Source organism: Streptomyces sp. NBC_01408, assembly GCF_026340255.1.
Lineage (GTDB): Bacteria > Actinomycetota > Actinomycetes > Streptomycetales > Streptomycetaceae > Streptomyces.
The window spans coordinates 1,078,966-1,104,751 of record NZ_JAPEPJ010000001.1; the positions used below are offsets into that span (position 1 = coordinate 1,078,966).

At 71.3% G+C, this 25,786-nt stretch carries 19 protein-coding genes; 9 read left to right on the top strand and 10 right to left on the bottom strand.

Annotated elements, in window-relative coordinates; all coding sequences use genetic code 11:
• Positions 1–59 precede the first annotated feature (59 nt).
• Complete coding sequence (locus OG447_RS05000; protein ID WP_266938756.1) at positions 60–2,903, bottom strand: FAD-binding and (Fe-S)-binding domain-containing protein; 2,844 nt, start codon at positions 2,901–2,903, stop codon at positions 60–62.
• A 192-nt stretch (positions 2,904–3,095) separates the two neighbouring features.
• Here OG447_RS05000 and serC point away from each other — a divergent pair, with 192 nt between their 5' ends.
• Together serC and OG447_RS05010 are read left to right on the top strand one after the other, a co-directional pair.
• Entirely contained in the window at positions 3,096–4,214 is a 1,119-nt protein-coding gene (serC, locus tag OG447_RS05005; RefSeq protein WP_266935093.1) for a phosphoserine transaminase, read from the top strand.
• A gap of 179 nt (positions 4,215–4,393) precedes the next feature.
• Positions 4,394–6,547 (top strand): DNRLRE domain-containing protein, encoded by a 2,154-nt coding sequence (locus OG447_RS05010; RefSeq protein ID WP_266935095.1) that lies wholly within the window; start codon positions 4,394–4,396, stop codon positions 6,545–6,547.
• Between the two features lie 264 nt (positions 6,548–6,811).
• Here the strand turns inward: OG447_RS05010 and OG447_RS05015 are convergent, their stop codons facing one another.
• From OG447_RS05015 to OG447_RS05025, 3 genes are all read right to left on the bottom strand, one after another.
• Positions 6,812–7,966, bottom strand: a complete 1,155-nt coding sequence (locus OG447_RS05015; RefSeq protein WP_266935097.1) for a hypothetical protein — start codon at positions 7,964–7,966, stop codon at positions 6,812–6,814.
• 121 nt (positions 7,967–8,087) lie between these two features.
• Entirely contained in the window at positions 8,088–8,453 is a 366-nt protein-coding gene (locus tag OG447_RS05020; RefSeq protein ID WP_266935099.1) for a hypothetical protein, read from the bottom strand.
• Between the two features lie 14 nt (positions 8,454–8,467).
• Entirely contained in the window at positions 8,468–9,721 is a 1,254-nt protein-coding gene (locus tag OG447_RS05025; protein ID WP_266935101.1) for a helix-turn-helix domain-containing protein, read from the bottom strand.
• Positions 9,722–10,469: 748 nt separating this feature from the next.
• Here OG447_RS05025 and OG447_RS05030 point away from each other — a divergent pair.
• The 3 genes from OG447_RS05030 to OG447_RS05040 all read left to right on the top strand — a co-directional run bounded on the left by OG447_RS05030 (position 10,470) and on the right by OG447_RS05040 (position 12,705).
• Entirely contained in the window at positions 10,470–10,625 is a 156-nt protein-coding gene (locus OG447_RS05030; protein ID WP_157853303.1) for a hypothetical protein, read from the top strand.
• Between the two features lie 89 nt (positions 10,626–10,714).
• Complete coding sequence (locus tag OG447_RS05035; RefSeq protein WP_266935103.1) at positions 10,715–11,926, top strand: cupin domain-containing protein; 1,212 nt, start codon at positions 10,715–10,717, stop codon at positions 11,924–11,926.
• Positions 11,860–12,705, top strand: coding sequence for an aldo/keto reductase (locus OG447_RS05040; protein WP_266935105.1), 846 nt, complete (start codon positions 11,860–11,862; stop codon positions 12,703–12,705). Before OG447_RS05035 ends, OG447_RS05040 begins: the two co-directional genes overlap by 67 nt.
• Here OG447_RS05040 and OG447_RS05045 read toward each other — a convergent pair.
• Both OG447_RS05045 and OG447_RS05050 read right to left on the bottom strand, forming a co-directional pair.
• Entirely contained in the window at positions 12,696–13,553 is an 858-nt protein-coding gene (locus OG447_RS05045; protein ID WP_266935107.1) for a phosphotransferase, read from the bottom strand. The genes OG447_RS05040 and OG447_RS05045 overlap by 10 nt on opposite strands.
• 208 nt (positions 13,554–13,761) lie before the next feature.
• A complete protein-coding gene (locus tag OG447_RS05050) occupies positions 13,762–14,526 on the bottom strand; it encodes an alpha/beta fold hydrolase (protein ID WP_266935109.1) in 765 nt (254 codons plus the stop codon).
• 353 nt (positions 14,527–14,879) lie between these two features.
• Here OG447_RS05050 and OG447_RS05055 point away from each other — a divergent pair, with 353 nt between their 5' ends.
• On the top strand, positions 14,880–18,032 hold the full coding sequence (locus OG447_RS05055; RefSeq protein WP_266935111.1) for a sacsin N-terminal ATP-binding-like domain-containing protein: 3,153 nt from the start codon (positions 14,880–14,882) through the stop codon (positions 18,030–18,032).
• 20 nt (positions 18,033–18,052) lie between these two features.
• Here the strand turns inward: OG447_RS05055 and OG447_RS05060 are convergent, their stop codons facing one another.
• Positions 18,053–19,048, bottom strand: coding sequence for a DUF5937 family protein (locus tag OG447_RS05060; protein ID WP_266935113.1), 996 nt, complete (start codon positions 19,046–19,048; stop codon positions 18,053–18,055).
• An 81-nt stretch (positions 19,049–19,129) separates the two neighbouring features.
• Here OG447_RS05060 and OG447_RS05065 point away from each other — a divergent pair, with 81 nt between their 5' ends.
• Positions 19,130–20,329 (top strand): MFS transporter, encoded by a 1,200-nt coding sequence (locus tag OG447_RS05065; protein ID WP_266935115.1) that lies wholly within the window; start codon positions 19,130–19,132, stop codon positions 20,327–20,329.
• A gap of 56 nt (positions 20,330–20,385) precedes the next feature.
• On the opposite strand, the gene OG447_RS05070 is transcribed toward OG447_RS05065, so the two are convergent.
• Entirely contained in the window at positions 20,386–22,854 is a 2,469-nt protein-coding gene (locus tag OG447_RS05070) for a cation-translocating P-type ATPase (protein WP_266935117.1), read from the bottom strand.
• 239 nt (positions 22,855–23,093) lie between these two features.
• The gene (locus OG447_RS05075; RefSeq protein WP_266935119.1) at positions 23,094–23,375 is read right to left on the bottom strand and encodes a DUF2530 domain-containing protein; all 282 of its coding nucleotides are present in this window, start codon (positions 23,373–23,375) and stop codon (positions 23,094–23,096) included.
• 128 nt (positions 23,376–23,503) lie between these two features.
• On the opposite strand from OG447_RS05075, the gene OG447_RS05080 reads away from it, so the two are divergent.
• The gene (locus tag OG447_RS05080; RefSeq protein WP_266935121.1) at positions 23,504–24,967 is read left to right on the top strand and encodes an NCS2 family permease; all 1,464 of its coding nucleotides are present in this window, start codon (positions 23,504–23,506) and stop codon (positions 24,965–24,967) included.
• 55 nt (positions 24,968–25,022) lie between these two features.
• Here OG447_RS05080 and OG447_RS05085 read toward each other — a convergent pair whose 3' ends face one another.
• Positions 25,023–25,205 carry a hypothetical protein gene (locus tag OG447_RS05085; protein WP_031146958.1) on the bottom strand — a complete coding sequence of 61 codons (183 nt, stop codon included), beginning with the start codon at positions 25,203–25,205 and terminating at the stop codon, positions 25,023–25,025.
• Positions 25,206–25,324: 119 nt separating this feature from the next.
• On the opposite strand from OG447_RS05085, the gene OG447_RS05090 reads away from it, so the two are divergent.
• A complete protein-coding gene (locus OG447_RS05090; protein WP_030010566.1) occupies positions 25,325–25,762 on the top strand; it encodes a MarR family winged helix-turn-helix transcriptional regulator in 438 nt (145 codons plus the stop codon).
• Positions 25,763–25,786: the final 24 nt, after the last annotated feature.

The window sequence follows — 25,786 nt, forward strand, 5'->3', positions numbered from 1 at the left end:
CAGATTAAGGGGTGAGTAAGGGCTGTACCCGCGTGTTTTGCCTTACATGTTCGCTACGACTACGTGTCGGCTGCGCCCGCTGTGCCCTCGCCCGGACCCTCGCCCCCGTCCAGCCCCTCCGCCAGCAGTTCCGCCAGGTGCCGGGGCCGGTGGCCGCCGCCGCCCAGCTGGGCGATCTGGGTCCGGCAGGAGAACCCGTCCGCCTGGACCACGACGTTGGGGGGAGCCGCCCGCAAGGACGGGAGCAGCTGTTCCTCCGCGCACGCCACCGAGACCTCGTGGTGGCCCGGCTCGAAGCCGAAGTTGCCCGCCAGGCCGCAGCAGCCGCCGCTGAGCTCGCCGACCAGCCCGGCCCGCTCGCGCAGCCGCCGGTCGGCGCCGTCGCCGAGGACCGCGTGCTGGTGGCAGTGGGTCTGGCCGGCGACCGGCCGGTCGAGGCGGGGCGGCTGCCAGTGCGGCGCGTGCTCCTCCAGGGTCTCGGCGAAGGTACGGACGGCGGCCGCGAGGCGGGGGGCGCGGGGGTCGTCGGGGAGCAGGGCGGGGAGGTCGGTGCGGAGGGCTGCGGCGCAGCTGGGTTCCAGTACCAGTACGGGGCCGTCTGCCTCGCCCAGCGCGCCCAGCGCGTCCACCGCGTCCAGGGTGCGGCGCAGGACCTTGCGGGCGCGGTCGAGGCGGCCGGTGGACACGTAGGTCAGGCCGCAGCACACCCTCCCCGGCGGGACCGCTACGCGGAGTCCGGCCGCTTGGAGTACGCGTACTGCTGCGCGGCCGGTGTCGGGGCTGAGGTACTCCGTGAAGGTGTCGGGCCACAGGGTGACGGTCGGTGTCGGCGGAGCGTGGTCCTTGGGCGGAGTCTGGGCCTTGTCCTGCCGCTCGGGCGGAGCCTGGCCCTTTGGCGGAGCCTGGCCCGGCCTGATCTGACCCTGCGGGCGGCTCCCGGGCTCTGCCCGGACCCGCGCCTCAAACGCCGGCGAGGCTGGCTTTGGCCCCGCCCCGGCCTGCGCCCCCCACCACCCCCTGAACGTCTGCCCCGCCAGTTCCGGCAGGCTTCGGGTGGGGTTGCGGGTCAGGCCCGGTACGGGGAGGCGGCGGGCCAGGGCGTTCGCGAGGCGCGTCGCCCGTAGGCGGGTGATCAGGCGGAGCCAGGCCGGGAGGCCGCCCAGGGTGTAGTGGGACAGCGGGCGGATCCGGCCGGCCCAGTGGTGGTGCAGGAACTCCGCCTTGTAGGCGGCCATGTCCACGCCCACCGGGCAGTCGCTGCGGCAGCCCTTGCAGCTCAGGCACAGGTCCAGCGCCTCGGCCACCTCCTTCGAGCGCCAGCCGTCGGTGATGACCTCCCCGGCCAGCATCTCGTGCAGCAGCCGGGCCCGGCCGCGCGTGGAGTGCTGCTCCTCGCCGGTGACCCGGTACGAGGGGCACATCACCCCGGGCCCGCCCGGCTCGGCCGTACGGCACTTCGCGACCCCGACGCACCGTGCAACCTCCCGGGCGAAGGGCGTCGGCGGGAGCACGGTGAAGCGCAGGTTCTCGTCGAGGCGCCGCGGCCGGACCAGCATCCCGGGGTTCATGCCGCCCGCCGGGTCCCACACGTCCTTGTAGGCGGCGAAGAGCCCGACCACCTCCGCCCCGTACATCCTCGGCAGGAGTTCCGCGCGGGCCTGCCCGTCCCCGTGCTCCCCCGACAGCGAGCCGCCGTGGGAGATCACCAGGTCGGCCAGCTCCTCCGAGAACGTCCGGAAGCGGGCCACGCCTCCCGCCGATGCCAGGTCGAAGTCGATCCGTACGTGCACGCAGCCCTCGCCGAAGTGCCCGTACGGGGATCCGCGCAGCCCGTGCGCCGCCAGCAGCGCCCGGAACTCCCGCAGGTACGCCCCCAGCCGGGCCGGCGGCACCGCGCAGTCCTCCCAGCCCGGCCAGGCCATGGAGCCGTCGGGCATCCGGGTCGCCGTGCCGGCCGCGTCCTCGCGGATCCGCCACAGCGCCCGCTGCCCCGCCGAGTCGGTGACGACCACCGAGTCGAGCGCGTCGGCACCCCGTACGAGTGACCTCGCCCCGCCCTCGTCCGGCATCTCCACGAACAGCCAGGCCCCGCCCCGGGGCAGCCCCGCGGCCCCGCGCACCAGGTCCTGCGCCATCCCCTCGACCGTCAGCGGGCCCAACGGCAGCAGCCCCGACGCCGCGTCCGCCGCCGCGCTCTCGTCGGCGTACCCGAGCACCGCGAGCACCGGCGCGCGCGGCGCTTCCACCAGGCGCACCAGGGCCTCGGTCACCACCCCGAGCGTGCCCTCGCTCCCGCAGAACGCGCGGGCCAACTCCGCGCCCCGCTCGGGCAGCAGCGAGTCGAGGCCGCCGTAGCCGGAGATCCGCCGCGAGAAGCCGCCGCCCATTCCCGTCCGCAGCAGCGCCAGGTTCCCGTCGACGAGTTCCCGCAGCCCCGCGGGGGCCCCCGCCCAGCCGGTGGAGATCCGGTGCGAGGTGCCCCCGTACGCGGTCACCGTCAGCTCGGCCACGTTGTCGGCGGTGGTGCCCCAGGCCACCGAGTGGGCCCCGCACGCGTTGTTGCCGATCATGCCGCCGAGGGTGCAGCGGGAATGCGTGGAGGGGTCGGGCCCGAAGGTCAGCCCGTACGGGCGCACCGCGTCCCGCAGCCGGTCGAGGACCAGCCCCGGCTGGACGACCGCGGTGCGGGCCGCCGGGTCCACGGAGACCAGGGCGTTCATGTGCCGGGTGAGGTCGAGGACCACGCCCAGGCCCGTGGCCTGGCCCGCGATGGAGGTGCCGCCGCCGCGCGGGACGACCGGGACGCCGGCCTCGGCGCACACCCGGAGCGCGGCCGCCACGTCCTCGGCGTCCCGCGGGGCGACCACGCCGACGGGGACCCGGCGGTAGTTGGAGGCGTCCATGGTCACCAGGGCCCGCGCGGCGGCTCCGAAATCCACCTGTCCGCGCAGTTCCGCCCGCAAGGTCCGTTCGAGTTCTTCGAGTTCTTGGAGTTCACCGGGTGACGTCACGGTGCCAAGCATCCACCGCGGCCGTTCGTCTCATCGGGTGGACGCGCCTCCGGACCCCGGTCCGCGACCGGCTACGCTCCGTTCGTGGCCGAGATCCAGATTCCCGCTGACATCAAGCCCGCCGACGGACGCTTCGGCGCGGGCCCCTCCAAGGTGCGGACCGAGGCGCTGGACGCCCTCGCCGCCACCGGAACCTCCCTGCTCGGAACCTCGCACCGCCAGGCCCCGGTCAAGAACCTGGTCGGCTCGGTGCGTCAGGGTGTCCGGGACCTCTTCTCCCTGCCCGAGGGCTACGAGGTGATCCTGGGCAACGGCGGCTCCACCGCCTTCTGGGACATCGCGACGCACGGGCTGATCGAGCAGAAGTCCCAGCACCTCACCTTCGGCGAGTTCTCCTCCAAGTTCGCCAAGGCCGCCAAGCTCGCGCCGTGGCTGGACGCGCCCAGCGTGATCTCCTCCGAGCCGGGTACGCACCCCGAGCCGGTCGCCGAGGCGGGCGTGGACGTGTACGCGTACACCCACAACGAGACCTCGACGGGTGTCGCGGCGCCGCTCAAGCGCGTCGCGGGCGCCGACGCCGGGTCCCTCGTCCTGGTGGACGCGACCTCGGGCGCCGGCGGTCTGCCGGTGGACATCACCGAGACGGACGTCTACTACTTCGCCCCGCAGAAGTCCTTCGCCTCGGACGGCGGGCTGTGGCTGGCGGCGTTCTCCCCGGCGGCCCTGGAGCGCGCGCAGCGCGTTCACGACTCCGGCCGGCACATCCCGGAGTTCTTCTCGCTGCCGACGGCGATCGACAACTCGCTGAAGAACCAGACGTACAACACCCCGGCCCTGTCCACCCTCTTCCTGCTGAACCAGCAGCTGGAGTGGCTCAACGGCCAGGGCGGTCTGGAGTTCGCGACGGGCCGTACGGCGGCCAGCGCGCGCAACCTGTACGGCTGGGCGGAGGCGTCGAAGTACGCGACCCCGTTCGTCGTGGACGCCGACAAGCGTTCCGCCGTCATCGGCACGATCGACTTCTCGGACGACGTCGACGCGGCGGCCGTGGCCAAGGTGCTGCGCGCCAACGGCATCGTGGACACCGAGCCGTACCGCAAGCTCGGCCGCAACCAGCTGCGCGTAGCGATGTTCCCGGCGATCGACCCGGCGGACGTGCAGGCGCTGACCGCGTGCATCGACTACGTGATCGAGAAGCTCTGACAAGAGTGTGTGCAAGCGCTCGGCCGGGGCTTCCCGGCCGAGCGTTTTGCGTGGGCGGCCGTTCAGCTCGGCGGTCGTCCTGGCCCGGGCCTCCCCCCTCCCCCGATATCGAATAGGCCTGTGCTCAGCCACCGATTAAGGTCACGCTGATTGTCTTTTTGTGTGACCGGGGAGGGTTCATGACCATGCAAAACACCAGGCCGGGGGGCCGGGCGGGCGGCGCGCCCAGACGCGCGCTGTCGCTCGTCCTGGCAGCGGGCACGGTGACGACGGGGCTCATCGCCCTGGCGCCCGCGTCCGCCGCCGCTGACACCGCCACCACCACGGCCGCCGCCGCCGGCACCGTACGGGCCACCGCTGCGGGCAGCACGGTCGGCGCCGTGGAGAGCTGGACTCGGGTCTCGAAGAAGCACCCGAACTCCGCCTACTGGAAGTCCGCCGACGCCCTGCGCGCCGGCAACGAGGGTGGCGCCCAGGGCCTGTCCCGCTCCTTCCTCCAGCTCGGCACCGCGAACCTCAAGGGCGCCGACGTCACCGCCGCCATCCTGCGCGTCCGCAACACCGCCGCGGCCACCTGCACGGCCAAGCCCGTCGAACTGTGGAGCGTGGACCCGGTCTCGGCGACGACGACCTGGAAGAACCAGCCCGCCAAGGGCGCGAAGCTCGCCACGGTCACCGCCGCCAAGGGCCGCCCCGGCTGCGCCGCCGGGGACCTGGAGTTCGACGTCACCGCCCTCCTCAAGGACGCCGCGGCCACGAACCGGACCGCCGTCACCGTCGGCCTCTTCGCCGCCGACGAGAACGACACCTCCGCGTGGAAGCGCTTCGACCCGAAGAGCGCCGTCCTGGAGACCACCGTCGCCCCCGCCGTCCCCGTCACCCCCGCACCGGTCGTCTCGGGGCTGCGCACCGACCCCGCCACCGCCTGCACCGGCGGCCTCATCGGGAACACGTCACAGGTCAAGCTGTTCGCCACCGTCGACAGCCCGGCGACCGGCTGGCCGTCCGCCGAGTTCCAGGTCTTCCGGGCCGACACCGGCGCCCTCGTACGGGCCGTCTCCGTGCAGGCGGACTCGAACCGGATCGCCACCCTGGCCGTCCCCGACACCGACCTGCCCACCGGCGACTACACCTGGAACGTGCGCGGCGTCGCCGAAGGCGCCCCGGCCTCCGCCTGGTCGCCGAGCTGCGCCTTCTCGGTGGACCGTACGCGTCCCGGCACGCCCCCGGTGATCAGCTCGGCGGAGTTCCCCTCCGCGGACAACGGGCAGCCCGAGCACACCGGCACGGCCCGCACCCCCGGCACCTTCACCTTCACGGGCGGCGCCGGTGACACGGACCTCGCGGAGATCGTCTACTGGACGGACGCCGACCAGACCCGCCGCTCCGTCGCCCCCGGCGGCAGCGCCGTCATCACCCCGCTGAGCGCCGGCCCGCAGAGCGTCCACGCCTACAGCGTGGACAAGGCCGGCAACCTCTCCGACACCGCTCACTACCTCTTCGTCGCGAACCGCGCCCCGAAGCCCGACGCGGCCGGAGACCTCAACGGCGACGGCCACGGCGACCTGTGGACCCTCGACGCCGCCGGCCGCCTCCTGTTCCGCGCGGGCAAGGGGGACGGCACCTTCGCCGCCCCCACCGACGCGGGAGTGACCCTGGACGCCGGCTCGCAGATCGTGGCGAGCGGGGACTGGGGCCAGGACGGCTACAACGACCTGGTGGTACTGGCTCCCGGTGACGGCGGCCGGAAGCTGTGGGTCTACCCGAACACCGGGCTCGGGGCGGTCGACACCCTCAACCGCTTCGACCTCTCCGTCCTCGACGAGGCCAACGCCCACTGGGCGGACGCGGACCAGGTGACCTCCGCCGGTGACCTCGACGGCGACGGCGCGCCCGAACTGCTCGTGCGGCAGGGCGCGCAGCTGTGGCTGTACTACGGCAGCGCCTCGGGCTACGTGGACTGGGTCGCGCCCGTCGCCGTGGGCGGCTCGGGCGGCTCGGGCTGGGAGGGCCTCACCGTCGTCGCCCCGGGCGACACCGATGGTGACGGCCTCGCCGACCTGTGGGTACGCGACGACGCCACCGGCGAGCTCTTCGCCGTGCGCGGGAGCGCGGGCGCCGACGGCACGCTCGACACCGCCGGCTGGGGCTCCGGCCCCCGCACCGCGATCGGCTCCGGGCTCACCCGCGCGGCCTACCCGACGCTCGGCACCTCCGGCGACCTCACCGGCGACGCACGCGCCGACCTGACGGCCACCACCGCCCACGGCGCCGCCGTGTACTTCCGCGCCACCGACACCGGCATCGAGAGCACCCCGGTCACCCTGAACTGACCGGATCCACCCGCAGTAGCTCAGGCCAACGCCCGGCTGGGGTCTCCCAGCCGGGCGTTCTGCGTGGACGCCCGCTCTGCCGACGGCCCGGACTCCGCCGTCATCGTTGCCGCGCTCACGAGTGTCATGACGTTTTCAAGAGGGTGCTGCCCAAGGCACCCCACGGCTCGCTGACCTGCTAGATCCAGGCCGTCGAGGGCTCTCGTGCTACTCGGCGGTCCACGTCTGGTCCACTGGTACCGCAAGCGGAGTCCGGCCGGTGCGTCACTCGAACACACGACCTTCGGGCAGGGGACTCAACGAAAGCGCGGAGCGCTGAGGCTTCACGAGGGGCTCGATTCGGGCACTCGTCAGCGGGGTGCAGTAGCTGATTACCCCCTTCGACATCTCCATGAGAAGCGATGCAGTAACGCGCACATCGTAAAGCGTATGCCCATCCATTTGAATTTCCCCATCGGCGTCGATTTCGTAGGTTGACACATCGACGTCAACACGAAATTCAACCACGGCTTTCAAAGTGACATCACCGAGAGCTGCCACCCCCTCCCCCGACCCCTCCTCGCCTGCCTCAGAATCCCTACCAACATCCGAGACGTCCAACACCTCGTGGACATGACGGAGCGTGACAGCGTGAACCAGATGATGTGATTCACAAAAATCACCCAGCAGGAAATCCGGATCCGCTTCGAAATCCCCTAGGTTGAAATCAGGCTCAACCCAACCGTCATACAAGTTCGCCTGCAACTCGGAAATGAGATTGGCGAAGTGCACAGTGATTCGACGAGCGAGACCTTCTGACCCGTTCACGAAACGCAACAGATATCTGTTCAAATCGTAGAGCCTGAGCATGTAGGGCGGATCCACCTGCAACGCCTTGCACGCCGCCGCAACGTCACGGTCCTTGCTAAGTAGCACAACACGGGTGAAGTCACCACCAGCCTTGGCCAGGACATCACGGAGCCAGGCCGAGTCCGATGCTCCAGTCTTGACCCCGTCTTTTCGGCGGCCCGCCCCCGTCTGCAATATTTGGTCACGCAGCCCATTGATCGCCGAGTCGCCCGTTAGCCAGACGACTGCGACACCTGGGACACCAGAAAGCTCAAAAAGGAACTCTTCGATAACCTCTTTTTCCCCACCAGCCGGCAGGGTAGGAGGTTTACCTTTGAGGCCACCTCGCTTCATGGCGCGAAAAACGGGGGAAACGGCCCTACGGAACACCTCTACCTCTCTGGCGAGATGTTCGGCCCATTCCCAAGCAACAGGTTCTGGCACCCACGTCTCGATTCCGACACGGGCAGCTAAATCAGACAGGTGACGCAAGTGTTCCAGGTCTGGCAGACCCTTACCGAAAGCATTTGTATCGAGAACGACCGCACGGAGCGATCCCGGACTGAATACACCAGCAGGCAGGGATTCCATGCGCGTATTGTTGCAAGTCCACGCTCGGCGACATAGCGCTTCCGCAGATTAGGTCATGCTCGGACGTTGCCGGTAGCAGTGCTGCTGGTAACTGCTACCAGCACAGGATCCCGGCATGACCTCAGGGGAGTGTTTTCTCGATGGCCTCGAAGATGTCCGCATCGGTCTCCTGCTGCCAGGACGGGAGGTCAGGCCAGTCGGCAACGTAGCCCGGCTTCGGGTCCTCGAAGTGCTTGAACATCTGGGCCGTCCAGCACGTCGCAACGAACCGGCTCTTCTGTTCGCGCGACAGCCTCGACGTTTGGCCGGCGCTGATCTCGATGAACTGCCGGACCTGGTCGTAGACCGAGCCAGCGGCCTCCCGCTCCCACCGCGGGGTCTCGTCCCACGAAGTGACGTAGCCAGCCTTCGGCTCCCCGGGGAAGTGCTGGTGCACTCCCGCGATCCAGGTTTCCCGGAACAGTCGTGCACCTTCGGTCTGCGACATGCCTACCCCTCTCGTCACGGCGTGCTCAGCGTGACGATCTCCGCCCCCAGCTCCGCTACGCGGTGGTCGCGGCTCAAGGGACCGAACTCGTCGCACAGGGCTTGGAGTCTACGGGCGACGTACCCGGATGCTGAGGCTCGGGCCAGGCTGACGGCTTCCCGCCCGTACGCAAGAACCTGGTCGGGGTCACGCCGCTTCGCGCCGATGGCGGCCAGGCTGGTCAGCACTGCACCCCGGCGCCGATACGACTGCCCCGACGCAAGTGCCGTCTGCGCCAGTGCGGTCTTCAACGTCGCCTCCGCCAGGTCCAGGCGTCCAAGCTGCACGTACCGCGCTCCGCGCTCCTCGGCCAGACGGATGCCGTCGAAGCGAAGCCATCCGCCATTCGTACTGTCCGTGGTGAGGTCCCTGACCTTCTCGGCCTGGTCCAGTGCGCGTTCGCACGCCGTGAGGTCGCCAAGACCGGCGTACGCCTCCGCTTGGACCGACGCGACCCAATGCCGCGTCGAGAGGTCGCTGTCCCCTCGACCGGCCAGCCGCTCGGCCGCGCCCAGCATCTGCGCCGCCTGGCGGTAGCGCTGCTCGGACATGTCCACGTAGGCGTGGCGTACGAGAGCGCAGGCCCACAGGTCGTACGCGCCCGCGTCTTTGCTGACCGAGGCAGCGAGCGAGTACGAGGCTGCGGCGTCGGTGTACCGGTTCCCGTCGAACGCGACTTCGCCGGCCATCTGGAAGAGGTCGGCCGCCGCGCTCAGGAGGGGGCGGGAACTGCCTCGGCTGGCGGCCAGGGCTTCGTTCAGTGTCGTCAGCTGGTCACGGATTACCGGGTAGACCGAGCCTTTCGAACGTGCCAGTTGGTAGACCTGCCACAGGTGGCTGTTCATCCGCTCGAAGTCGGCGGGCATCCCCCTCAGCACCCCGTCGGTGAGGGCTTCGGCCTCACCGACCGGCAGGGCCGTCAGTGCCCCGTTGACGGTGAGGATGCGGAGGAATTCGCGGCGGATCATTTCGTCGGGGTCTCCCGCGCTCGGGTGGTCACTGGACTGCTGCCCTGTGGCCTCCTGTCCTGCGGCTCGTAGCCCTGTCAGGAGGGCGTCAAGCTCTTGGAGGCTGACTTCGAGGGCGATGGCCAAGCCTCGCCGCTGGGGTGGCTGCGGTTTGATCCTGCCGCTCTCCCAGCGCCCGACCGTCGTGCGGTCCACGCCGAGTAACCCGGCCAATTTCTCCTGACTGTAGCCCAGGGTCTTGCGCCGTTCGGCTAGCCCCATGACGACCCCCTCCCGCGACCTCGAAGCCTGCGGCACCCGTGCACGGATCTGCTCCAAGAATGCGGCATGCATGCCGTGGAGTCCGTCGACTTCCGCCGCTTTCCTGGGAGTTGTCGGGAACAGACCGGGCATGACGCTGCGGAAGGGTGCGGATATGGCAACGCAGAACGGCGCTGAGGGACACGACCGCGAACGACTCTCTCCGTCTCTCGACCTCGCTGGGGAGCCCCGCATCCTCATGACGCTTCGCGTTTCCCGTGACTCCGGTCGTACGTGGTCCCAGATGACCCGTGTCCGGTCGGGTGACCCGTACGTCATTCTCTCGGACCCTGGCCGCTACCCCCCGTGCGAGTGCCCCCGCTGCGGCGGTACGTCGGCGTCGGCCCGTGCCCTTCGGTCGGCATCCATCACGCCGGGAGCGGCGTAGTGACCGCCTAACCGACGGTGAAGGGCCCCCTTGGAGCGGGATTCCCGGATTCACGTCGAGCGCCGTGGGGGTGGCGCCAACAACTCGCCGTGCTCCTCTACGCCGCTGCCGTCATCGTCCTGGTGGTCACCTGGCCATCGCTGGTGATCCCGGCCGCTGACCTGCAACCGGCTCCGGCACGAATCCCGAGTTCGCTCGATCCGTGGCCTCGCGCCACCCCCCGTCTCCTCACCGGCCCGGAAAAGCGGGTTGGTGAGGCACGCCCCATCGGGGCTGGGCCGGCACCCGTCGGCCCTGGACTTCCAGGAAACGGAGACACACATGGCAGCGCAGAAGGAAGACCTGCTGATCGGCGTCGAGAGCCTGATCAAGGTCCAGGACCGCTTCACCGCCGCGGCGGCGGAGTCCGACTCCACCGGCACCTCCGCAGGAGACGACGGCGAGAACCGCGACGGCCTGAACCTCCCGCAGGAGTAGCACCACCAGCACGCCACAGCACCAACCGGGGGCTCGTCAACCACGGCGGGCCCCCGGCCTCACGCCCATGACTCAGACCGGAGGAACACGTGGACCACCACTTCGTCACCGCGATGGAGAAAGCCCTCGGCTGGGACGGCCCCAGGGAACTCGGAGCGGCTTTCGCCCGGGGAACAATCGAGGACCTCGATCTGCTCGATCGCCTGCTCAACCCCAAGAAGCTGCTGGACCTGGTGATGCGCCGCAGCGTCACCACCCCACAGTTCCGCATCTTCCAGGAAGGCGCCGAACTGCACCCTGGCCGCTACATCCACGCCTCCGTCACACGGAGGGGACAGGCCATCCCCATGGCCGACATGCACCGGGTCGGCGCGCTGATGCGCGAGGGCTGCACCATGGTTCTGGACGAGGTCGACTTCTTCGACCCGGCCATGGAAGCGACCTGCCGCGCGCTCCAGTGGTGGGCCCGTGAGCTGGTGCAGGTGAACGCCTACCTGACCACCCAGGACGCCAGCGGCTTCAAGCTCCACTGGGACGACCACGACGTCGTGATCGTCCAGCTCGCCGGCCGCAAGAGCTGGGAAGTCCGCGATGCCTCGCGCAAGGCTCCGATGTACCGCGACTCCGCCCCCAACTCCGAGCCCAGCGACGAGATCGTGTGGCAGGGCGTCATGGAGCCCGGCGACGTGATGCACATCCCCCGCGGCTTCTGGCACCAGGCCACGCGGGACGACCAGGGCGACGGCTACAGCCTTCACGCCACCTTCGGCATCGTGAAGCGCGTCGGAGTGAACTGGCTGGCCTGGCTCGCCGACCAAGCCCGCACGCAGGAACTGTTCCGGTACGACCTAGACCGCTGGAACTCCCCTGGCCAGTGGGAGGGGCAGCAGCGGCTCCTGGCCGACACCGTTGCCGAGATGGCTACGGAGCTCACCCCGCAGGACTTCTTCGATGCCCGGGAGCGGGAACGCCTTGCGGCCCGGCATGTCCCGGCCACCGGCCTCTTCGGCAAGCCCGCGGCCGTCGTGTGCGTCACCGACTTCGAGCCCGTGATCGAGCAGCACGCCGACACCGTGGACGTCCTCGCGGCAGGCAAGAAGGTCTCCTTCTCCGGAAAGGCGTACCCCGCGCTCGCCCTGCTGCTGAGCGGCCACCCCGTCGACATCGCCGACGCTGCCGAGAAGACCGGCCTGGACGTGGAGCAGCTCGCCGAGATCCTGCTGAAGGAGGAACTGTGCACGGAGCTGACCCCCGCCTTGTCCTCGGCTTACACCGGTCTCGTCACCACCGCGACATCCTGACGGCCGCACTCGACCTTGGCGTCACCTCCCTGGACACCGCGGCTGCCTACCTCGGCTTCCGCTCGCACGCGGTGCTGGCCGAGACGGCCGCTGATTTGCTGCCGAAGTTCGCCCTGTCCACGAAGGTGGGCTTCTTCCCAGGCGCCGGAGGTGCTGAGCACTCCCTCGATCCAAGTCGGCTGCGCCTGGCCGTCGAGAAGGCGGTCTGGGAACTCGGCAGGGAACCTGACACCGTGCTCCTCCACAACCCCGAACGGAGCCTCACGGGTCTGTCCCCGGCCGATGGCCACGCCCTCCTCGGCGGCGCTTGCACCGCCCTGGTCGACGCGGCCCGCGAGGGCCTGTGCCGCACCTGGGGTGTGTCTTCCTGGGACACCCGGCCGCTCGGCATGGTCGGGGTGGACGACCTGCCGTCTCCGGACGTCCTCATGGTCCGGGCCGGGTTCCTCGTGGGCATCGACCTCCTCGATACCACGGCCGTCCTGCGCAGCGTCTGGCAGGCGGGCGAGACCTGGGGCATGAGCCCCTTCGGGGGTGGCAACGGGAAGGTCTGGGAGGCCTTCGACCCTCGCCCGTTCCTTCGACCGCCCCACGATGGCTTGTCCCGCGTGCAGGCAGCATTCCGTACGGCGTTCCACCTGCCGAGTGCTGCCGCGGTGGCGGTCGGCACCGACGATCCCGGTCACCTGGGCGAGCTGGTCCAGGCCCTGGGCGCGGAGGTGGACCCCGCCGCCGTCAGTCAGTATCTGCGCGGCCTGCATGGGCTCCGTCAGAGCTGAAGCTCGGCCACCAGGCGCTCGGCCTCCTTCCGGGCCGGCACCAGCAGCGGATCCTCCTCGTATGCGTGGGGTCCGACGATCTTCGACAGGAAGAACAGCGACATCAGCTTGCCGTCCCGGCCCTCCAAGTCCGCACGCCGCTCCCGGTGGACGCGGTCCGCGAGCGCCGGGACGGCCAGTGCATTGCCCCACAGCATCGCGGCGTCCAGGCCCCGGGGCGCCATGCCCCAGTCCTCCCAGTCGATGAGGGAGAACTCCGGCCCCATCACGTTGGCCCAGGTCAGATCCGCATGAGCCGGCGTCCACCGCTCGATCCGCGTATCGGCAATGGCGGGGAAGACCTCGCCGAGTGTCTGCGTCACCTGCTCCTGCGTGATCGTCACCGTGTCCGGCGTCGCGATTCGCGGCGTCTGCTGTTCAGCGAGGGCGTCTAGGGAGGCGTTCAGCGCCTCCCACCACGCATCCGGCAGGCCCGGGTCTTCAAGCACCAGAGCGCCCTTGGCGACAGACGGCGACGCGATCAGCTCCAGCTCATCCGCGCGCCACATCACCGGTTGGCCCGGCTCGCGCCATGCCACGCCCTGGTACCACTCGGGCATCGCGACCCCTTGCAGCACGGCGGCGGCCTCCGTCCCGTTCCAGCCCTGCAGGCCGATCCGCTCGAACCCCCGCCGCTCGATGCGCACCCACGTACCCCGCTCCGTGCGGCCACCCAAGGAACGCCGTTTACGTACCAGCGCCTGCCGATCCAATCGCACGTGCAGGGCCTCCTCCACGCGTTCCAGCACGTCTTCAACCGGCTGACGGCGCAGGTCCACCCGGGCAGCGACCGGCAGGGAAACAGTCATCACGACCTCCTCGGCGAACGGATGACCGTAGCAGGAACGGGCCCTGCGGCACGACCCACTCGTCAACGCCCGGTGCAGCAACTCCCGCGGCTTCTTTTGGCGTTGCTGAGACGGCGCTCGCCTCGCCCACGCGGACGGCCGAGTAGGGCGTCCCTCCGGCCGGGCCGTGTGCCGAGCCGGTCGTCCGGCGGACACCCGGCCATCGGGTTCAGCCGGCGGGGACCGTCTCGCGGAGGAAGTCGGTCAGCAGGTCCGTCACCGCGGCAGGCCGCTCCAGGTTGGGTAGGTGACCGGCCCAGGGCAGTTCGAGGTGCCGGGCGTCGGCGAGCAGACCCGGCAGCCGGGCCGCGATCTGCCGGAAGTCCGCCACGTCGTGGGGGCCCGACACGACGAGACAGGGTGCCTTGATCGTTGACAGGTCGATCTCGACCTTGTTGCGCCCGGCCCCTTCGGGGGCGGCCAGTTGCACGTCGAAGGCGCGCCGTTGCATCCCGCGCAGCTTCTCCCGGGCCGCCTCGTCGGCGTCCGGCCCCAGCCAGGTGTCCACGTTCAGTTCCACGGCTCCCGCGATATCGCCCGCCTCCAGCAGCGCGTCCTCCCGCTCGCGGAACGCGCGCAGCTCATCGGTGGGTTCATGCCCCGGCAGGCTGGCGCACAGCAGCGCCATGGCGGACACCCGGTCCGGACGGCGTGCGGCGATCTCCATGGCGACCTGTCCGCCGTACGAGGCGCCGATCAGCGCCGCCTGCTCGATTCCGAGGGCGTCCAGCAGTTCCAGCACGTCTTCCGCATCGTTGTGGCGCCGGTCCGGCAAGGGAGTCCCGCCGAAGCCCCGGAAGTCACAGCGCACCACCCGGTATCCGGCGTCGACAAGGACCGGCCACTGCGGATCCCACATCCTTCGGTCGCACACCGCGGAGTGCAGCAGTACCAGTGCGGGGCCGTCTCCGGATGCGTCATAAGCAAGAGTCATGCGGCAGACCCTAGGCGGCGAGTGATCGAATCACTCGTGAATAAGCGGTCACGAGCCGCTGCGACGCCGACGTCCTCGTGTTCTCCCACCTCACGGGTAAGCGGTAGGGGGTGTGTGGTGGATCAGGGCCGGGCTCGGGTCGTCTGGCACCGCGCCTTGCCGCGTTGTCGTCGGTCGCCGACGCTCCGCGTCGACTCCCTCCTCCGCCTTGCAATCCACGGCACCAGACGACCCGCACTGTCCGACCCTGATCCACCACACACCCCCTTGCCGCTCACGCGATACCTTCTGGAGGTTCGGGCAGGTTCGAGGGCCCGGCATTCTTGAAGGCGGCACAGCATGGAGGCAGCGGCGTGAGCGTGCGAGTGACGGCGGCCCAGAGCGGCGTGGACCCCTTCGGCACGGCCCGGCTGCGGCGCGGGGTGCTCGACGCCTGGGGCGCGGGCCCGGCCCGGTTCCGCGAGGACGCCAACGCCGAGGAGGACCTGGCGCTCGGCGGCTACCGGGACCGGCTCGTCGTCGAGCTGGCGCAGAACGCCGCCGACGCGGCGGCCCGTGCCAAGGTGCCGGGCCGGCTGCGGCTCACCCTGTACGCGGCCGAGGGCGGCCACGCGGTGCTGGCCGTCGCCAACACCGGTTCCCCGCTGGACGCGACGGGCGTGGAGTCGCTGAGCACCCTGCGCGCCTCCGCCAAGCGGGGGCCCGCCGGGGCGGCGGACGCCGCGGACGCGGGGCAGAGCGTCGGCCGTTTCGGCGTCGGCTTCGCCGCCGTCCTCGCCGTCTCCGACGAACCCGCCGTACTGGGCCGCCACGGCGGGGTCCGCTGGTCCCTGGCCGAGGCCCGGGAGCTGGCCCGGGGCGCCGCCGTCGGCAGCCCCGGCCTCGGCGACGAACTGCGCCGCCGCGACGGCCACGTCCCGCTGCTGCGCCTCCCGCTGCCCGCCGAGGGCACCGCCCCCGACGGCTACGACACCGTCGTCGTGCTCCCGCTGCGCGACGCCGCCGCCCAGGACCTCGTCGAGCGGCTGCTGGCCGGCATCGACGACGCCCTGCTGCTCACCCTGCCCGGGCTGCGCGAGATCGTCATCGAGACACCGTCGGGCAGCACAGCCGCACCCGCCCGCACCCTGCTGCGCCGCGACGAGGGCCCGTACACCGTCATCGAGGACTCCCTGACGGGCACGAACCGCTGGCGCACCGTCCGCCACGGCGGCCCCATCGAGAAGGCGCTGCTCGTCGGCCGGCCGGTGGAGGAGAGGCTGCGGCCCGCCTGGGCGGTGTCCTGGGCCGTGCCCGTCGACACCGACGGCGCCCCGCTACACCCGGCCACCGCACCCGTGGTGCACGCGCCGACGCCCACCGACGAGCCGCTGGGCATCCCCGCCCTGCTCATCGCGACCCTGCCGCTGGACCCCACCCGCCGGCACCCGGCGCCCGGGCCGCTGACCGACTTCCTCGTGGAGCGCGCCGCCGACGCGTACGCCGAACTCCTCGGCGCCTGGGACCCGGTGACCACCGCCCTGGTGGACCTCGTTCCCGGCCCCCTCGGCAAGGGCGAGCTGGACGGGGCCCTGCGCGCCGCCGTGCTCCGCCGGCTTCCCCGTACGGCCTTCCTCGCCGCCGCGGCCCCGCCCGAGCACGCCGAGGAGCGGGCCGCGCTGCGCCCCTTCGAGGCCGAGGTGGTGGAGGGCGCGGGCGCCGACACCGTACGGGTCCTCGCCGAGGTCCTGCCGACGCTGCTCCCGGCGGGCCTGGAGCGCCGGGCCGAGCTGCGCACCCTGGGCGTGGGCCGGCTCCCGCTGGGTGACGCGATCGAGCGGATCGCGGGCATCGAGCGGACCCCCGACTGGTGGCACCGGCTCTACGACAGCCTCGCCGGGGTCGACCCCGACCGGCTGTCCGGGCTGCCCGTGCCGCTGGCCGACGGCCGCACCGCGATCGGACCCCGCCATCTGCTCCTGCCCGACGCAGACACGCCGGCCGACCTGGCCCGGCTGGGCCTGAAGGTGGCCCACCCGGACGCGGCGCACCCGCTGCTGGAGAAGCTCGGCGCCCTGCCCGCCACCCCGCGGGCGATCCTGACGACCCCGCAGGTGCGGGCGGCCGTCGCGGCGTCGCTGGACGCGGGCGAGATCTGGGACGAGGACGCCCTCGACCCGGAGGAGCTGGCCGAGGTGGTGCTGGGGCTGGTCCGCGACGCCGAGCTGGCCCCGGGCGACGAGCCCTGGCTGGGCGCGCTGGCCCTGCCCGACGAGGACGGCGAACCGACCCCGGCGGGCGAACTGCTGCTGCCCGGCTCCCCGCTGGCCTCCGTCATCCGCGAGGACGAGGTCCCGTACGTGGACGAGGGGCTGGTCGAGCGCTGGGGCCCTGGCCCGCTGACCGCCTGCGGGGTGCTGGCCGAGTTCCAGCTGGTGCGCGCCACCGACCTGGTCCTGGACCCGGACGAACTGGAGCCCCGCGAGGGGGACTTCGCCGAGCCGGACGACGCGGGCCTGCTGGACGCGGTGGACGTGTGGTGCGAGGACGTACTGGACCAGCTGCCGGAGCTGCCCGTGCCGCCGGTGGCGACCGAGCTGGTGGCCGTACGCGATCTCGACCTGGTCGACGACGACTGCTGGCCGCAGGCCCTCGCCATGCTCGCGCAGCCCCCGCTGCGCGACGCGCTGACCCAGCCCGTGCGGATCCTGCTCCCGGACGGCACCACGCAGTCCGTGCGCTCGTACACGGCCTGGTGGCTGCGCGACCACCCGGTGCTCGACGGCCGCCGCCCGGCGGGCCTGCGCGCGGCGGGCGGCGACCCGCTGCTGGACGGCCTGTACACCCCGGCGGACGCCACCGGCTTCGAGGACGAGCAGGTCCTGCGGGCGCTGGGCGTACGGACCTCCGTGGCCGCCCTGCTGGAGGAGCCCGGCGGCGCGGCCGAGCTGCTGGGCCGGCTGGCCGACCCGGACCGGGAGGTGACGGGCCGCCAGCTGTACGGCCTGTACGGGGCGCTGGCCGACCTGGACCCCGAGCAGGTCACCCTGCCGGACGAGCTGCGGGCGGTGGTGGACGGCGAGGTGCAGGTGGTGGACGCGGCCGACGCGGTGATCGCCGACGCCCCGGACCTGCTGCCGCTGACGGCGGGCCTGCCCCTGCTGCCGGTCACACCGTCCCGTGCGGCGGACCTCGCGGAGCTGCTCCAGGTGCGGCGTCTCTCGGAGACGGTCCCGGCGGAGGTCACCACCCCGGGCGAGGAGCACGAGGTCCCGGAGTCGGTGCTCCTGCTGCTGGGCCCGTCGACCCCGCTGACGTACGTCGAGCACGAGGAACTGGTCGCGGGCGGCACCGAACTGGACTGGCGCCGCACGCCCGACGGCACCCTCCACGCCTCCACGCTGGAGGGTGTGGCGGCGGGTCTGGCCTGGTCGGCGGGCCAGTGGCCGCGCCGCTTCGAGGTCGCGGCCCTGCTGGAGGACCCGTCGCGCACGGCGGAACTGGCCCGCGACCGCTGGTTCGACTAGACGCGGCCGCCCAAGGCCCCCTAAGGCACTGCCACCGGGGTCAGGAGCGCGTCGGCGACGGCCGTCCGGGCGTAGAGCACCGAGCGGCCGTTGCGGTGCGCGGTGACCAGGCCGGCGTTGCGCAGGGCCGTCAGGTGCTGGGACACGGCGGCGGCGGACAGTCCGCAGCTGCGGGCGAGCAGCGTGGTCGAGGCCGGGGTGTCGAGTTCGGCCAGCAGCTGCGCGCGGGAACGACCGAGGACCCCGGCGACCGCCTCGGCGGCGGCCCCGGATGCTCGGGGCCGCCACAGGTGGCCGATGCCCCTTGCGGGATAGGCGAGTTGGGGCGGGTCGGGCGCAACCGTGCGGGTCAGTATGCGGGGCCAGGCGAAGGCCGAGGGCACCAGGAGCATCCCGGAGCCCGTCTGGTCCCGGGTCAGGGTGCACTGGTGGCGGACCATGCGCAGGGTTCCGGCGTCCCAACTGACCGTGGAGTGCAGCTCGTTGAGTACGTGTGCCGAGCCGTGCTCGGCGACCTGCCGGGCGCGGTGGAACAGGTCGGCCTCCAGCACCTGGCGGATGCGGGACCAGTAGGGGGCGAGGCCGATCTCCCAGTACGTCTCGATCTCCTCCGTGACCTTCTCCAGCGCGGCCTGCGGCTCCTCTTCGAACAGCCGGAGCCGGGGCGAGGGCCGGGAGGCAGTGCGGCGGAGCATGGCGAGGTCGGCGCGGACCTGCTCGGGGCTGCTGGCGCGGATCGCGTCGAGTTCGGCGGGGAGTCCGGGGAAGGGGCCGGACGGGGTGGGGTTGAGGAAGTCCGCGAGGTAGCCCTCGCCGGGGATCAGCGCGGCCAGCCAGCCCCGGTCCAGGCCCGCGCGCTGCACCCGAGGCCTCACCTGCGCGGCCCAACGGCGGTGCAGCGGCGGATCGGTGGCCGCCCTGAGCAGCTGGAAGCTGGTGACGACCTCCCACATCGGAGAAACGGCGAACCTGGTCTGCGCCAGATCCGTCGCGGAGAAACTCAGTACCGACTCCATGCCCGCACCCCCGTGATCGCCTTGGATTCGGTCTGAGCTTAATCAATTCGGGGGCGGCGGCGGAGGGCGCACGCTCCTCCCATGCCCTCCACCTTCCGCGGACTCCCGCCCATCGTCTGGACCCTGTTCGCCGGCATGATCGTCTACCGGCTCGGCTACCTCGTCACCCCGTTCCTGGTGTTCATGCTGGCCGACCGTGGTGTCACCGGCACCGAGACCTCGTACGTCCTCGGCGCCCTGGGCGCGGGCAACCTGCTGGGCCCGGTGCTCGGCGGGATGCTCTCCGACCGGATGGGCCGCCGCCCCACGATGCTGATCGGGCTGATCGGCGCCGCGGCGGCGCAGGGCGCCCTCTTCCTCGCGCCGGGGGTGTGGACGATGGCCGCGGCCGCGCTGCTGCTCAGCGCCGCCGCGGCGACGGTCGGCCCCGCCTCCTACGCGCTGATGGCCGACGCGGTCGACGGGCAGCGCCGCCAGCAGGCGTACGCGCTCTTCGGCTGGGGCATCAACATCGGCACGGCCGTCGCCGGGGTGCTCGGCGGCTTCCTCGCCGCGCACGGCTACTGGCTGCTCTTCGCGGTCGACGCCGGGGCGCTGCTGGTCTACGCCGCCCTGGTCGCAGCCCGGGTGCGCGAGCCGGAGCGGGCACCGGCCGCGCCGGGCGAGGACGCGAGCGTGGGCTACGGGGTCGTGTTCCGCGACCGGCTGATGCTCCTGTTGCTCCCGGTCTTCGGCTTCCAGCTGTTCGTGTACTCGCTGACCGAGGTCGCGCTGCCGCTGGCGGTCCGGGACAGCGGGCTCTCGCCGGCCGTCTACGGTGCGCTGGCGGCGGTCAACGCGGTGCTGGTGGTGGGGCTCCAGCCGTTCGTGACGGCCCGCGTCGCGAAGCTGCCGCAGCTACCGGTGCAGGCCGCGGGCACTGCGCTGATCGCCGTCGGGGTGGCGCTGACGGGTCTGGCCGACGGGATCGCCGGCTACGTGGTGTCGGTGGCCGTCTGGTCGGTCGGCGAGGTCGTCCTGTCCGGGGTCGCGGCCGCGGTGGTCGCGAACCTCGCCCCGGCCCATGCCCGCGGCCGCTACCAGGGCGCCTTCAGCTGGACCTGGGGCGTGGCCCGCTTCGCCGCGCTCACCCTGGGCGTGGGCCTCTACACCGGCCTCGGTGCGGCGGCCCTGTGGTGGACCGCCCTGGCCGTCGGCCTCGTCTCGGCGGCGGTCACCCTGACCCTGCGCACCCGGGTGGCCGCCCGCGAGGAGGGGGCCCACAGCCTCGTCGCCGCCTGACCACCACGCCGCCCGGGCCCGTATAGGGGCAGAGCCCGGGCAGCGTGGTCACACCGTCAGGCCGGGAACTTGCGGTCCACCCAGCGGAAGCTGAACTCGATCAGGGTCGCCGCGCCCGCCGCGACGGCCACCGCGATCCACGGCATCGTCGTGCCCTCCAGCTTGAGCTGGAAGAAGTCCTGGAGCCACGGCACGACCAGGACGATCAGGAAGGCTCCGCCCATCGCGCCGACGAGGCCCACGCGCCACCACGTGTACGGGCGGGCGATGATCGCCAGGACCCACATCGAGGTCAGGAACAGCGTGAGCGTCGCCGCGCTGGTCTCGGCCTTCAGGGCGTCGGGGCCGGTGTAGTAGTGCCGGGCGACCAGGTACGTCACGAAGGTGGCCGTCGCCGCGATCACGCCGCCGGGGATCGCGTACCGCATCACCCGCTTCACGAAGTGCGGCTTGGCGCGTTCCTTGTTGGGGGCCAGCGCGAGGAAGAAGGCCGGGATGCCGATGGTCAGGGTGGAGAGCAGCGTCAGGTGGCGGGGCAGGAAGGGGTACTCGACCTGTGAGCAGACCACCAGGATGGCCAGTAGCACCGAGTAGACCGTCTTCGTGAGGAAGAGGGTGGCCACCCGCGTGATGTTGCCGATGACCCGGCGGCCCTCGGCGACCACCGAGGGCAGCGTCGAGAAGCTGTTGTTCAGCAGCACGATCTGCGCGACCGCGCGCGTGGCCTCGGAGCCCGAGCCCATGCTCACGCCGATGTCGGCGTCCTTGAGCGCCAGGACGTCGTTGACGCCGTCGCCGGTCATGGCGACGGTGTGGCCGTTGGACTGGAGGGCGCCGACCATGTCCCGCTTCTGCTGCGGGGTGACGCGGCCGAAGACGGAGTTCTCGTCGAGGACCTTGGCCATGCCGGCCCGGCCGGTGGGCAGCCCGCGGGCGTCGACGGTGTTCTCCGCCCCCGGCAGGCCCAGCTTGCCGGCGACCGCGCTGACGGAGATCGCGTTGTCTCCGGAGATGACCTTCGCCTTGACGTCCTGGTCCTCGAAGTAGCGCAGCGTGTCGGCGGCGTCGGGGCGCAGCCGCTGTTCGAGGACGACCAGGGCGGTGGGCCTGACCCCGGTGGCGACGGCGTCGTCGTCGAGCTCGCGGGCGGAGCGGGCCAGCAGGAGGACCCGTAGGCCCTGCTCGTTGAGGTCGTCGATCTCTTCGAGGGCCGGGTCCCCGGCCGGGAGGAGCACGTCGGGGGCGCCGAGCAGCCAGGTGTTGTTCTCGCCGTCGCCCTCGCTGAAGCTGGCGCCGCTGTACTTGCGGGCGGAGGAGAACGGCAGGGACTCGGTGCAGCGCCACTCCGTACTGGCGGGGTAGGCGTCGATGATGGCCTGGAGGCTGGCGTTGGGGCGGGGGTCGGACTCGCCGAGCGCGCCGAGCACCTTCTTGACGTACGTGGTGTCCGCGCCGCCGAGGGGGCGCAGTTCGGTGACGTCCATGCCGCCCTCGGTGAGGGTGCCGGTCTTGTCGAGGCAGACCACGTCGACGCGGGCGAGGCCTTCGATGGCGGGGAGTTCCTGGACCAGGCACTGCTGGCGGCCGAGCCGGATGACGCCGATCGCGAAGGCCACGGAGGTGAGGAGGACGAGCCCCTCGGGGATCATCGGGACGATGCCGCCGACGGTCCGGGCGATGGAGTCCTTGAGGTTGTTGTCCTTGACGATCAGCTGGCTGATGATCAGGCCGATCGAGGTCGGGATCATCATCCAGGTGACGTATTTGAGGATGGTGGAGATGCCGGAGCGCAGCTCGGAGTGGACGAGCGTGAAGCGGGAGGCCTCTTCGGCGAGCTGGGCGGCGTAGGCCTCGCGGCCGACCTTGGTGGCGGTGAAGGCGCCGCCGCCGGCCACCACGAAGGAGCCGGACATGACCTGGTCGCCGGTCTTCTTCAGGACGGGGTCGGCCTCGCCGGTCAGCAGGGACTCGTCGATCTCCAGGCCGTCGGCCTCGCCGACGGCTCCGTCGACGACGACCTTGTCGCCCGGGCCGAGTTCGATGACGTCGCCGAGGACGATCTCGGAGGTGGAGATCTCGGCGGTCCTGCCGTCGCGGCGGACGCTGGGTTTGGCCTCGCCGATGACGGCGAGGCCGTCGAGGGTCTTCTTGGCGCGCAGTTCCTGGATGATGCCGATGCCGGTGTTGGCGATGATCACGAAGCCGAAGAGGCTGTCCTGGATCGGCGCGACGAAGAGCATGATCACCCAGAGGACGCCGATGATGGCATTGAACCGGGTGAAGACGTTGGCGCGGACGATCTCGGTGGTGGAGCGGCTGCTCCGGACCGGCACGTCGTTGACGTCGCCGCGGGCGACCCGTTCGGCGACTTCGGCGGTGGTCAGGCCGCCGGGCCTGAATTTCGGTGCGGGCGGCTGCACCGGATGTACGGGGTCCAGCTCCGCCCCTGCGTCGATGGCGGTCGAGGCGGACCCGCCGCCACCCGGCTCCGGCCCATCGGATTCGGTCTTCGCCCGCTGCGTCATGCATCCGACGTTAAGCGGGGTTCGAACGGTTCACCCCCCGAGCGGTCGGAAGATCCGACTTCGGGATGACCTGAATCGTCCCTGGGTAGCCGTTGGTCGTTTGCCGTTGGCCGTTCGCCGTTCGCCGGGTCCGGGTGCGGATGCCGGGTGCGGGTCCGCTTCCCGGGGCTCCGCCCCGGACCCCGCACCTCAAACGCCGGCGGGGCTGGAGTGGCTACGCCTCGTCGGGGCTGGGACGGCTACGCCTCGTCGGACCGCTCGGCCTGCTCGGCCTGCTCGGCGGCGTGGCGCTTGAGGGCCGCCTCGCGGCCGCGGACGTACCAGATGCCGATCAGCCCGAGGAAGCCGCCGGCCGCGCAGGTCCACACCCACCACAGCTGGCCGCGGTCGGCGAACCACCCGTAGAAGGGGAGCTGGACCAGGAAGAGGACGAACCAGATGATCGTGCCGCCGGTGACGGTCGCGACCACCGGGCCCTCAAGGGGCTCGGGCGCCTCGTGCTTCGCAGTCCATTTCGCCATGCGGCAAGTCTAGGCCCGCCGTTTCGGGGTCTACGCGCGGAGATGGACGCTCCTTCGCTCATGTGTTCATACTGAAACGGTTTGGGCGAGGCCCACTTTCTTCGTATGAACCACCCAATGAGGACCGTATGAGCACCCCGGCCCCCGCCCCCACCCCCACCGCAGCGGCCCCGGAGCCCGCCCCCCGCGCAGCCTCCGCGGTGGACCGCTACTTCAAGATCTCCGAGCGCGGATCCACCGTGGCCCGCGAGGTCCGCGGCGGGCTGGCGACCTTCTTCGCGATGGCGTACATCATCGTGCTGAACCCGATCATCCTGGGCAGCGCGAAGGACATGTACGGGCACCAGCTCGACGGCGGCCAGCTCGTCACCGCCACCGTCCTGACGGCCGCCTTCTCCACCCTCCTCATGGGTGTCATCGGCAACGTCCCGATCGCGCTGGCCGCCGGCCTCGGCGTCAACACCGTCGTCGCCCTCCAGCTCGCCCCGCGCATGAGCTGGGCCGACGCCATGGGCATGGTGGTCCTGGCCGGCTTCGTGGTGATGCTGCTCGTCGCCACCGGCCTGCGCGAGCGCGTCATGAACGCCGTCCCGCTGGGCCTGCGCAAGGGCATCGCGATCGGCATCGGCCTGTTCATCATGCTGATCGGCCTGGTCGACTCGGGCTTCGTCTCCCGCATCCCGGACGCCGCGCACACCACGGTCCCGCTCCAGCTCGGCGGCAACGGCCACCTGGAGGGCTGGCCGGTCCTGATCTTCGTGATCGGCGTGCTGCTCACCCTCGCCCTGCTGATCCGCAAGACGCCGGGCGCGATCCTGATCTCGATCGTGGTCATGACCGTCGTCGCGGTCGTCGTCCAGCTGGTCGCCGGGCTCCCGGGCGAGGCCTGGGGCCTGACCGTGCCCGAGTGGCCGGGCAACCCGGTCGCCGCGCCCGACTTCGGGCTCGTCGGACAGGTCAGCCTGTTCGGCGGCTTCGAGAAGGTCGGGATGCTGACCGGCGCCCTCTTCGTCTTCACGGTGCTGCTGTCCTGCTTCTTCGACGCGATGGGCACCATCCTCGGCGTCGGCGACGAGGCCAAGCTGATCGACAAGAAGACCGGCGAGTTCCCCGGCATCAACAAGGTCCTGCTCGTCGACGGCCTGGCCGTCGCCTCGGGCGGCGCGACCTCCTCCTCGGCCACCACCTGCTTCGTGGAGTCCACGGCCGGGGTCGGCGAGGGTGCCCGTACCGGGCTGGCGAACGTCGTGACGGGCGGCCTCTTCGCCGTGGCGCTCTTCCTCACCCCGCTCGCCACCATGGTCCCGTCCCAGGCGGCCACCCCGGCGCTCGTGGCGGTCGGCTTCCTGATCCTGGCGGGCTCGGTCAAGGACATCGACTGGAGCGACTTCACCATCGCCGTCCCGGCCTTCCTGGCCATGGTGACGATGCCCTTCACCTACTCGATCACCAACGGCATCGGCATCGGCTTCGTGAGCTTCTGCGCGCTGCGCGCCGCGACCGGCCGGGGCCGCGAGGTCCCGGCGGCCATGTACGTGGTGTCGGCGGTGTTCGTCTTCTACTACGCGATGCCGGCTCTCGGCCTCACGTAAGCCCCCTCACGCAAGCCCCTTCACGGAAGCCCTGCGGCAGGCCTGAGGCGAACCCTCACGTGAGCCCGTAGAACTTCTCCGTCTCGTCGACGGCCGCCTTGAAGCGCTCGTCGAAGTCGTCGCGAATGAGCGTCCGGACCACATAGTCCTGGACGCTCATTCCGCGTTTGGCGGCATGAGTCCGGAGCCGTTCGAGGAGCTCCCCGTCTATGCGCATGCTCAGCACATGTGTCCCCATGCCGAAAGGGTCGGGGCAGCGGGTGCGGACGCGTGTCACTTTCCGCCGCCGACTCACCCGTACGAGTGACGAGATATATCGGTTGTTCTTTAGAGAGGGTAATGAGTTACTCTAAAGACATGCACGACCTCTCCCATGGTGACGACGCCGCCGCCGTGAACGACCTCCGCTCCGCCGTCATGCGACTGGGCCGGCGCCTGAAGCACCAGCGCGTCGACGAATCGCTGAGCCCGACCGAGATGTCGGTCCTCGGCACCCTCGCCCGGTGCGGCCAGGCCACCCCCGGTGAGCTGGCCCGGCGCGAGCACGTCCAGCCGCCGTCGATGACGCGCATCGTCGCATTGCTGGAGGCCAAGGGACTGGTCACGCTGGAACCGCACCCCGACGACCGCCGCCAGAAGGTGGTCCGCCAGACGGAGGAGGCCGAAGCGATGCTCGAAGAGAGCCGCCGCAAGCGCAACGCCTTCCTGGCCGGGCTCGCGGCCGAGCTGACCGAGGACGAATGGGCCAAGCTGCGCGCAGCGGCGCCCGTCCTGGAGAAGCTCGCCCACCTGTAAGGAACGACGCCAGGAGGCGAACGC

Bases quoted from the DNA above. Each gene is read 5' to 3' on its own strand.
- OG447_RS05000 (WP_266938756.1), bottom strand. From the start codon at position 2,903: ATGGACGCCTCCAACTACCGCCGGGTCCCCGTCGGCGTGGTCGCCCCG.
- OG447_RS05010 (WP_266935095.1), top strand. From the start codon at position 4,394: ATGACCATGCAAAACACCAGGCCGGGGGGCCGGGCGGGCGGCGCGCCC.
- OG447_RS05015 (WP_266935097.1), bottom strand. From the start codon at position 7,966: ATGGAATCCCTGCCTGCTGGTGTATTCAGTCCGGGATCGCTCCGTGCG.
- OG447_RS05020 (WP_266935099.1), bottom strand. From the start codon at position 8,453: ATGTCGCAGACCGAAGGTGCACGACTGTTCCGGGAAACCTGGATCGCG.
- OG447_RS05025 (WP_266935101.1), bottom strand. From the start codon at position 9,721: ATGGGGCTAGCCGAACGGCGCAAGACCCTGGGCTACAGTCAGGAGAAA.
- OG447_RS05030 (WP_157853303.1), top strand. From the start codon at position 10,470: ATGGCAGCGCAGAAGGAAGACCTGCTGATCGGCGTCGAGAGCCTGATC.
- OG447_RS05045 (WP_266935107.1), bottom strand. From the start codon at position 13,553: ATGACTGTTTCCCTGCCGGTCGCTGCCCGGGTGGACCTGCGCCGTCAG.
- OG447_RS05050 (WP_266935109.1), bottom strand. From the start codon at position 14,526: ATGACTCTTGCTTATGACGCATCCGGAGACGGCCCCGCACTGGTACTG.
- OG447_RS05060 (WP_266935113.1), bottom strand. From the start codon at position 19,048: ATGGAGTCGGTACTGAGTTTCTCCGCGACGGATCTGGCGCAGACCAGG.
- OG447_RS05065 (WP_266935115.1), top strand. From the start codon at position 19,130: ATGCCCTCCACCTTCCGCGGACTCCCGCCCATCGTCTGGACCCTGTTC.
- OG447_RS05070 (WP_266935117.1), bottom strand. From the start codon at position 22,854: ATGACGCAGCGGGCGAAGACCGAATCCGATGGGCCGGAGCCGGGTGGC.
- OG447_RS05075 (WP_266935119.1), bottom strand. From the start codon at position 23,375: ATGGCGAAATGGACTGCGAAGCACGAGGCGCCCGAGCCCCTTGAGGGC.
- OG447_RS05080 (WP_266935121.1), top strand. From the start codon at position 23,504: ATGAGCACCCCGGCCCCCGCCCCCACCCCCACCGCAGCGGCCCCGGAG.
- OG447_RS05085 (WP_031146958.1), bottom strand. From the start codon at position 25,205: ATGGGGACACATGTGCTGAGCATGCGCATAGACGGGGAGCTCCTCGAA.
- OG447_RS05090 (WP_030010566.1), top strand. From the start codon at position 25,325: ATGCACGACCTCTCCCATGGTGACGACGCCGCCGCCGTGAACGACCTC.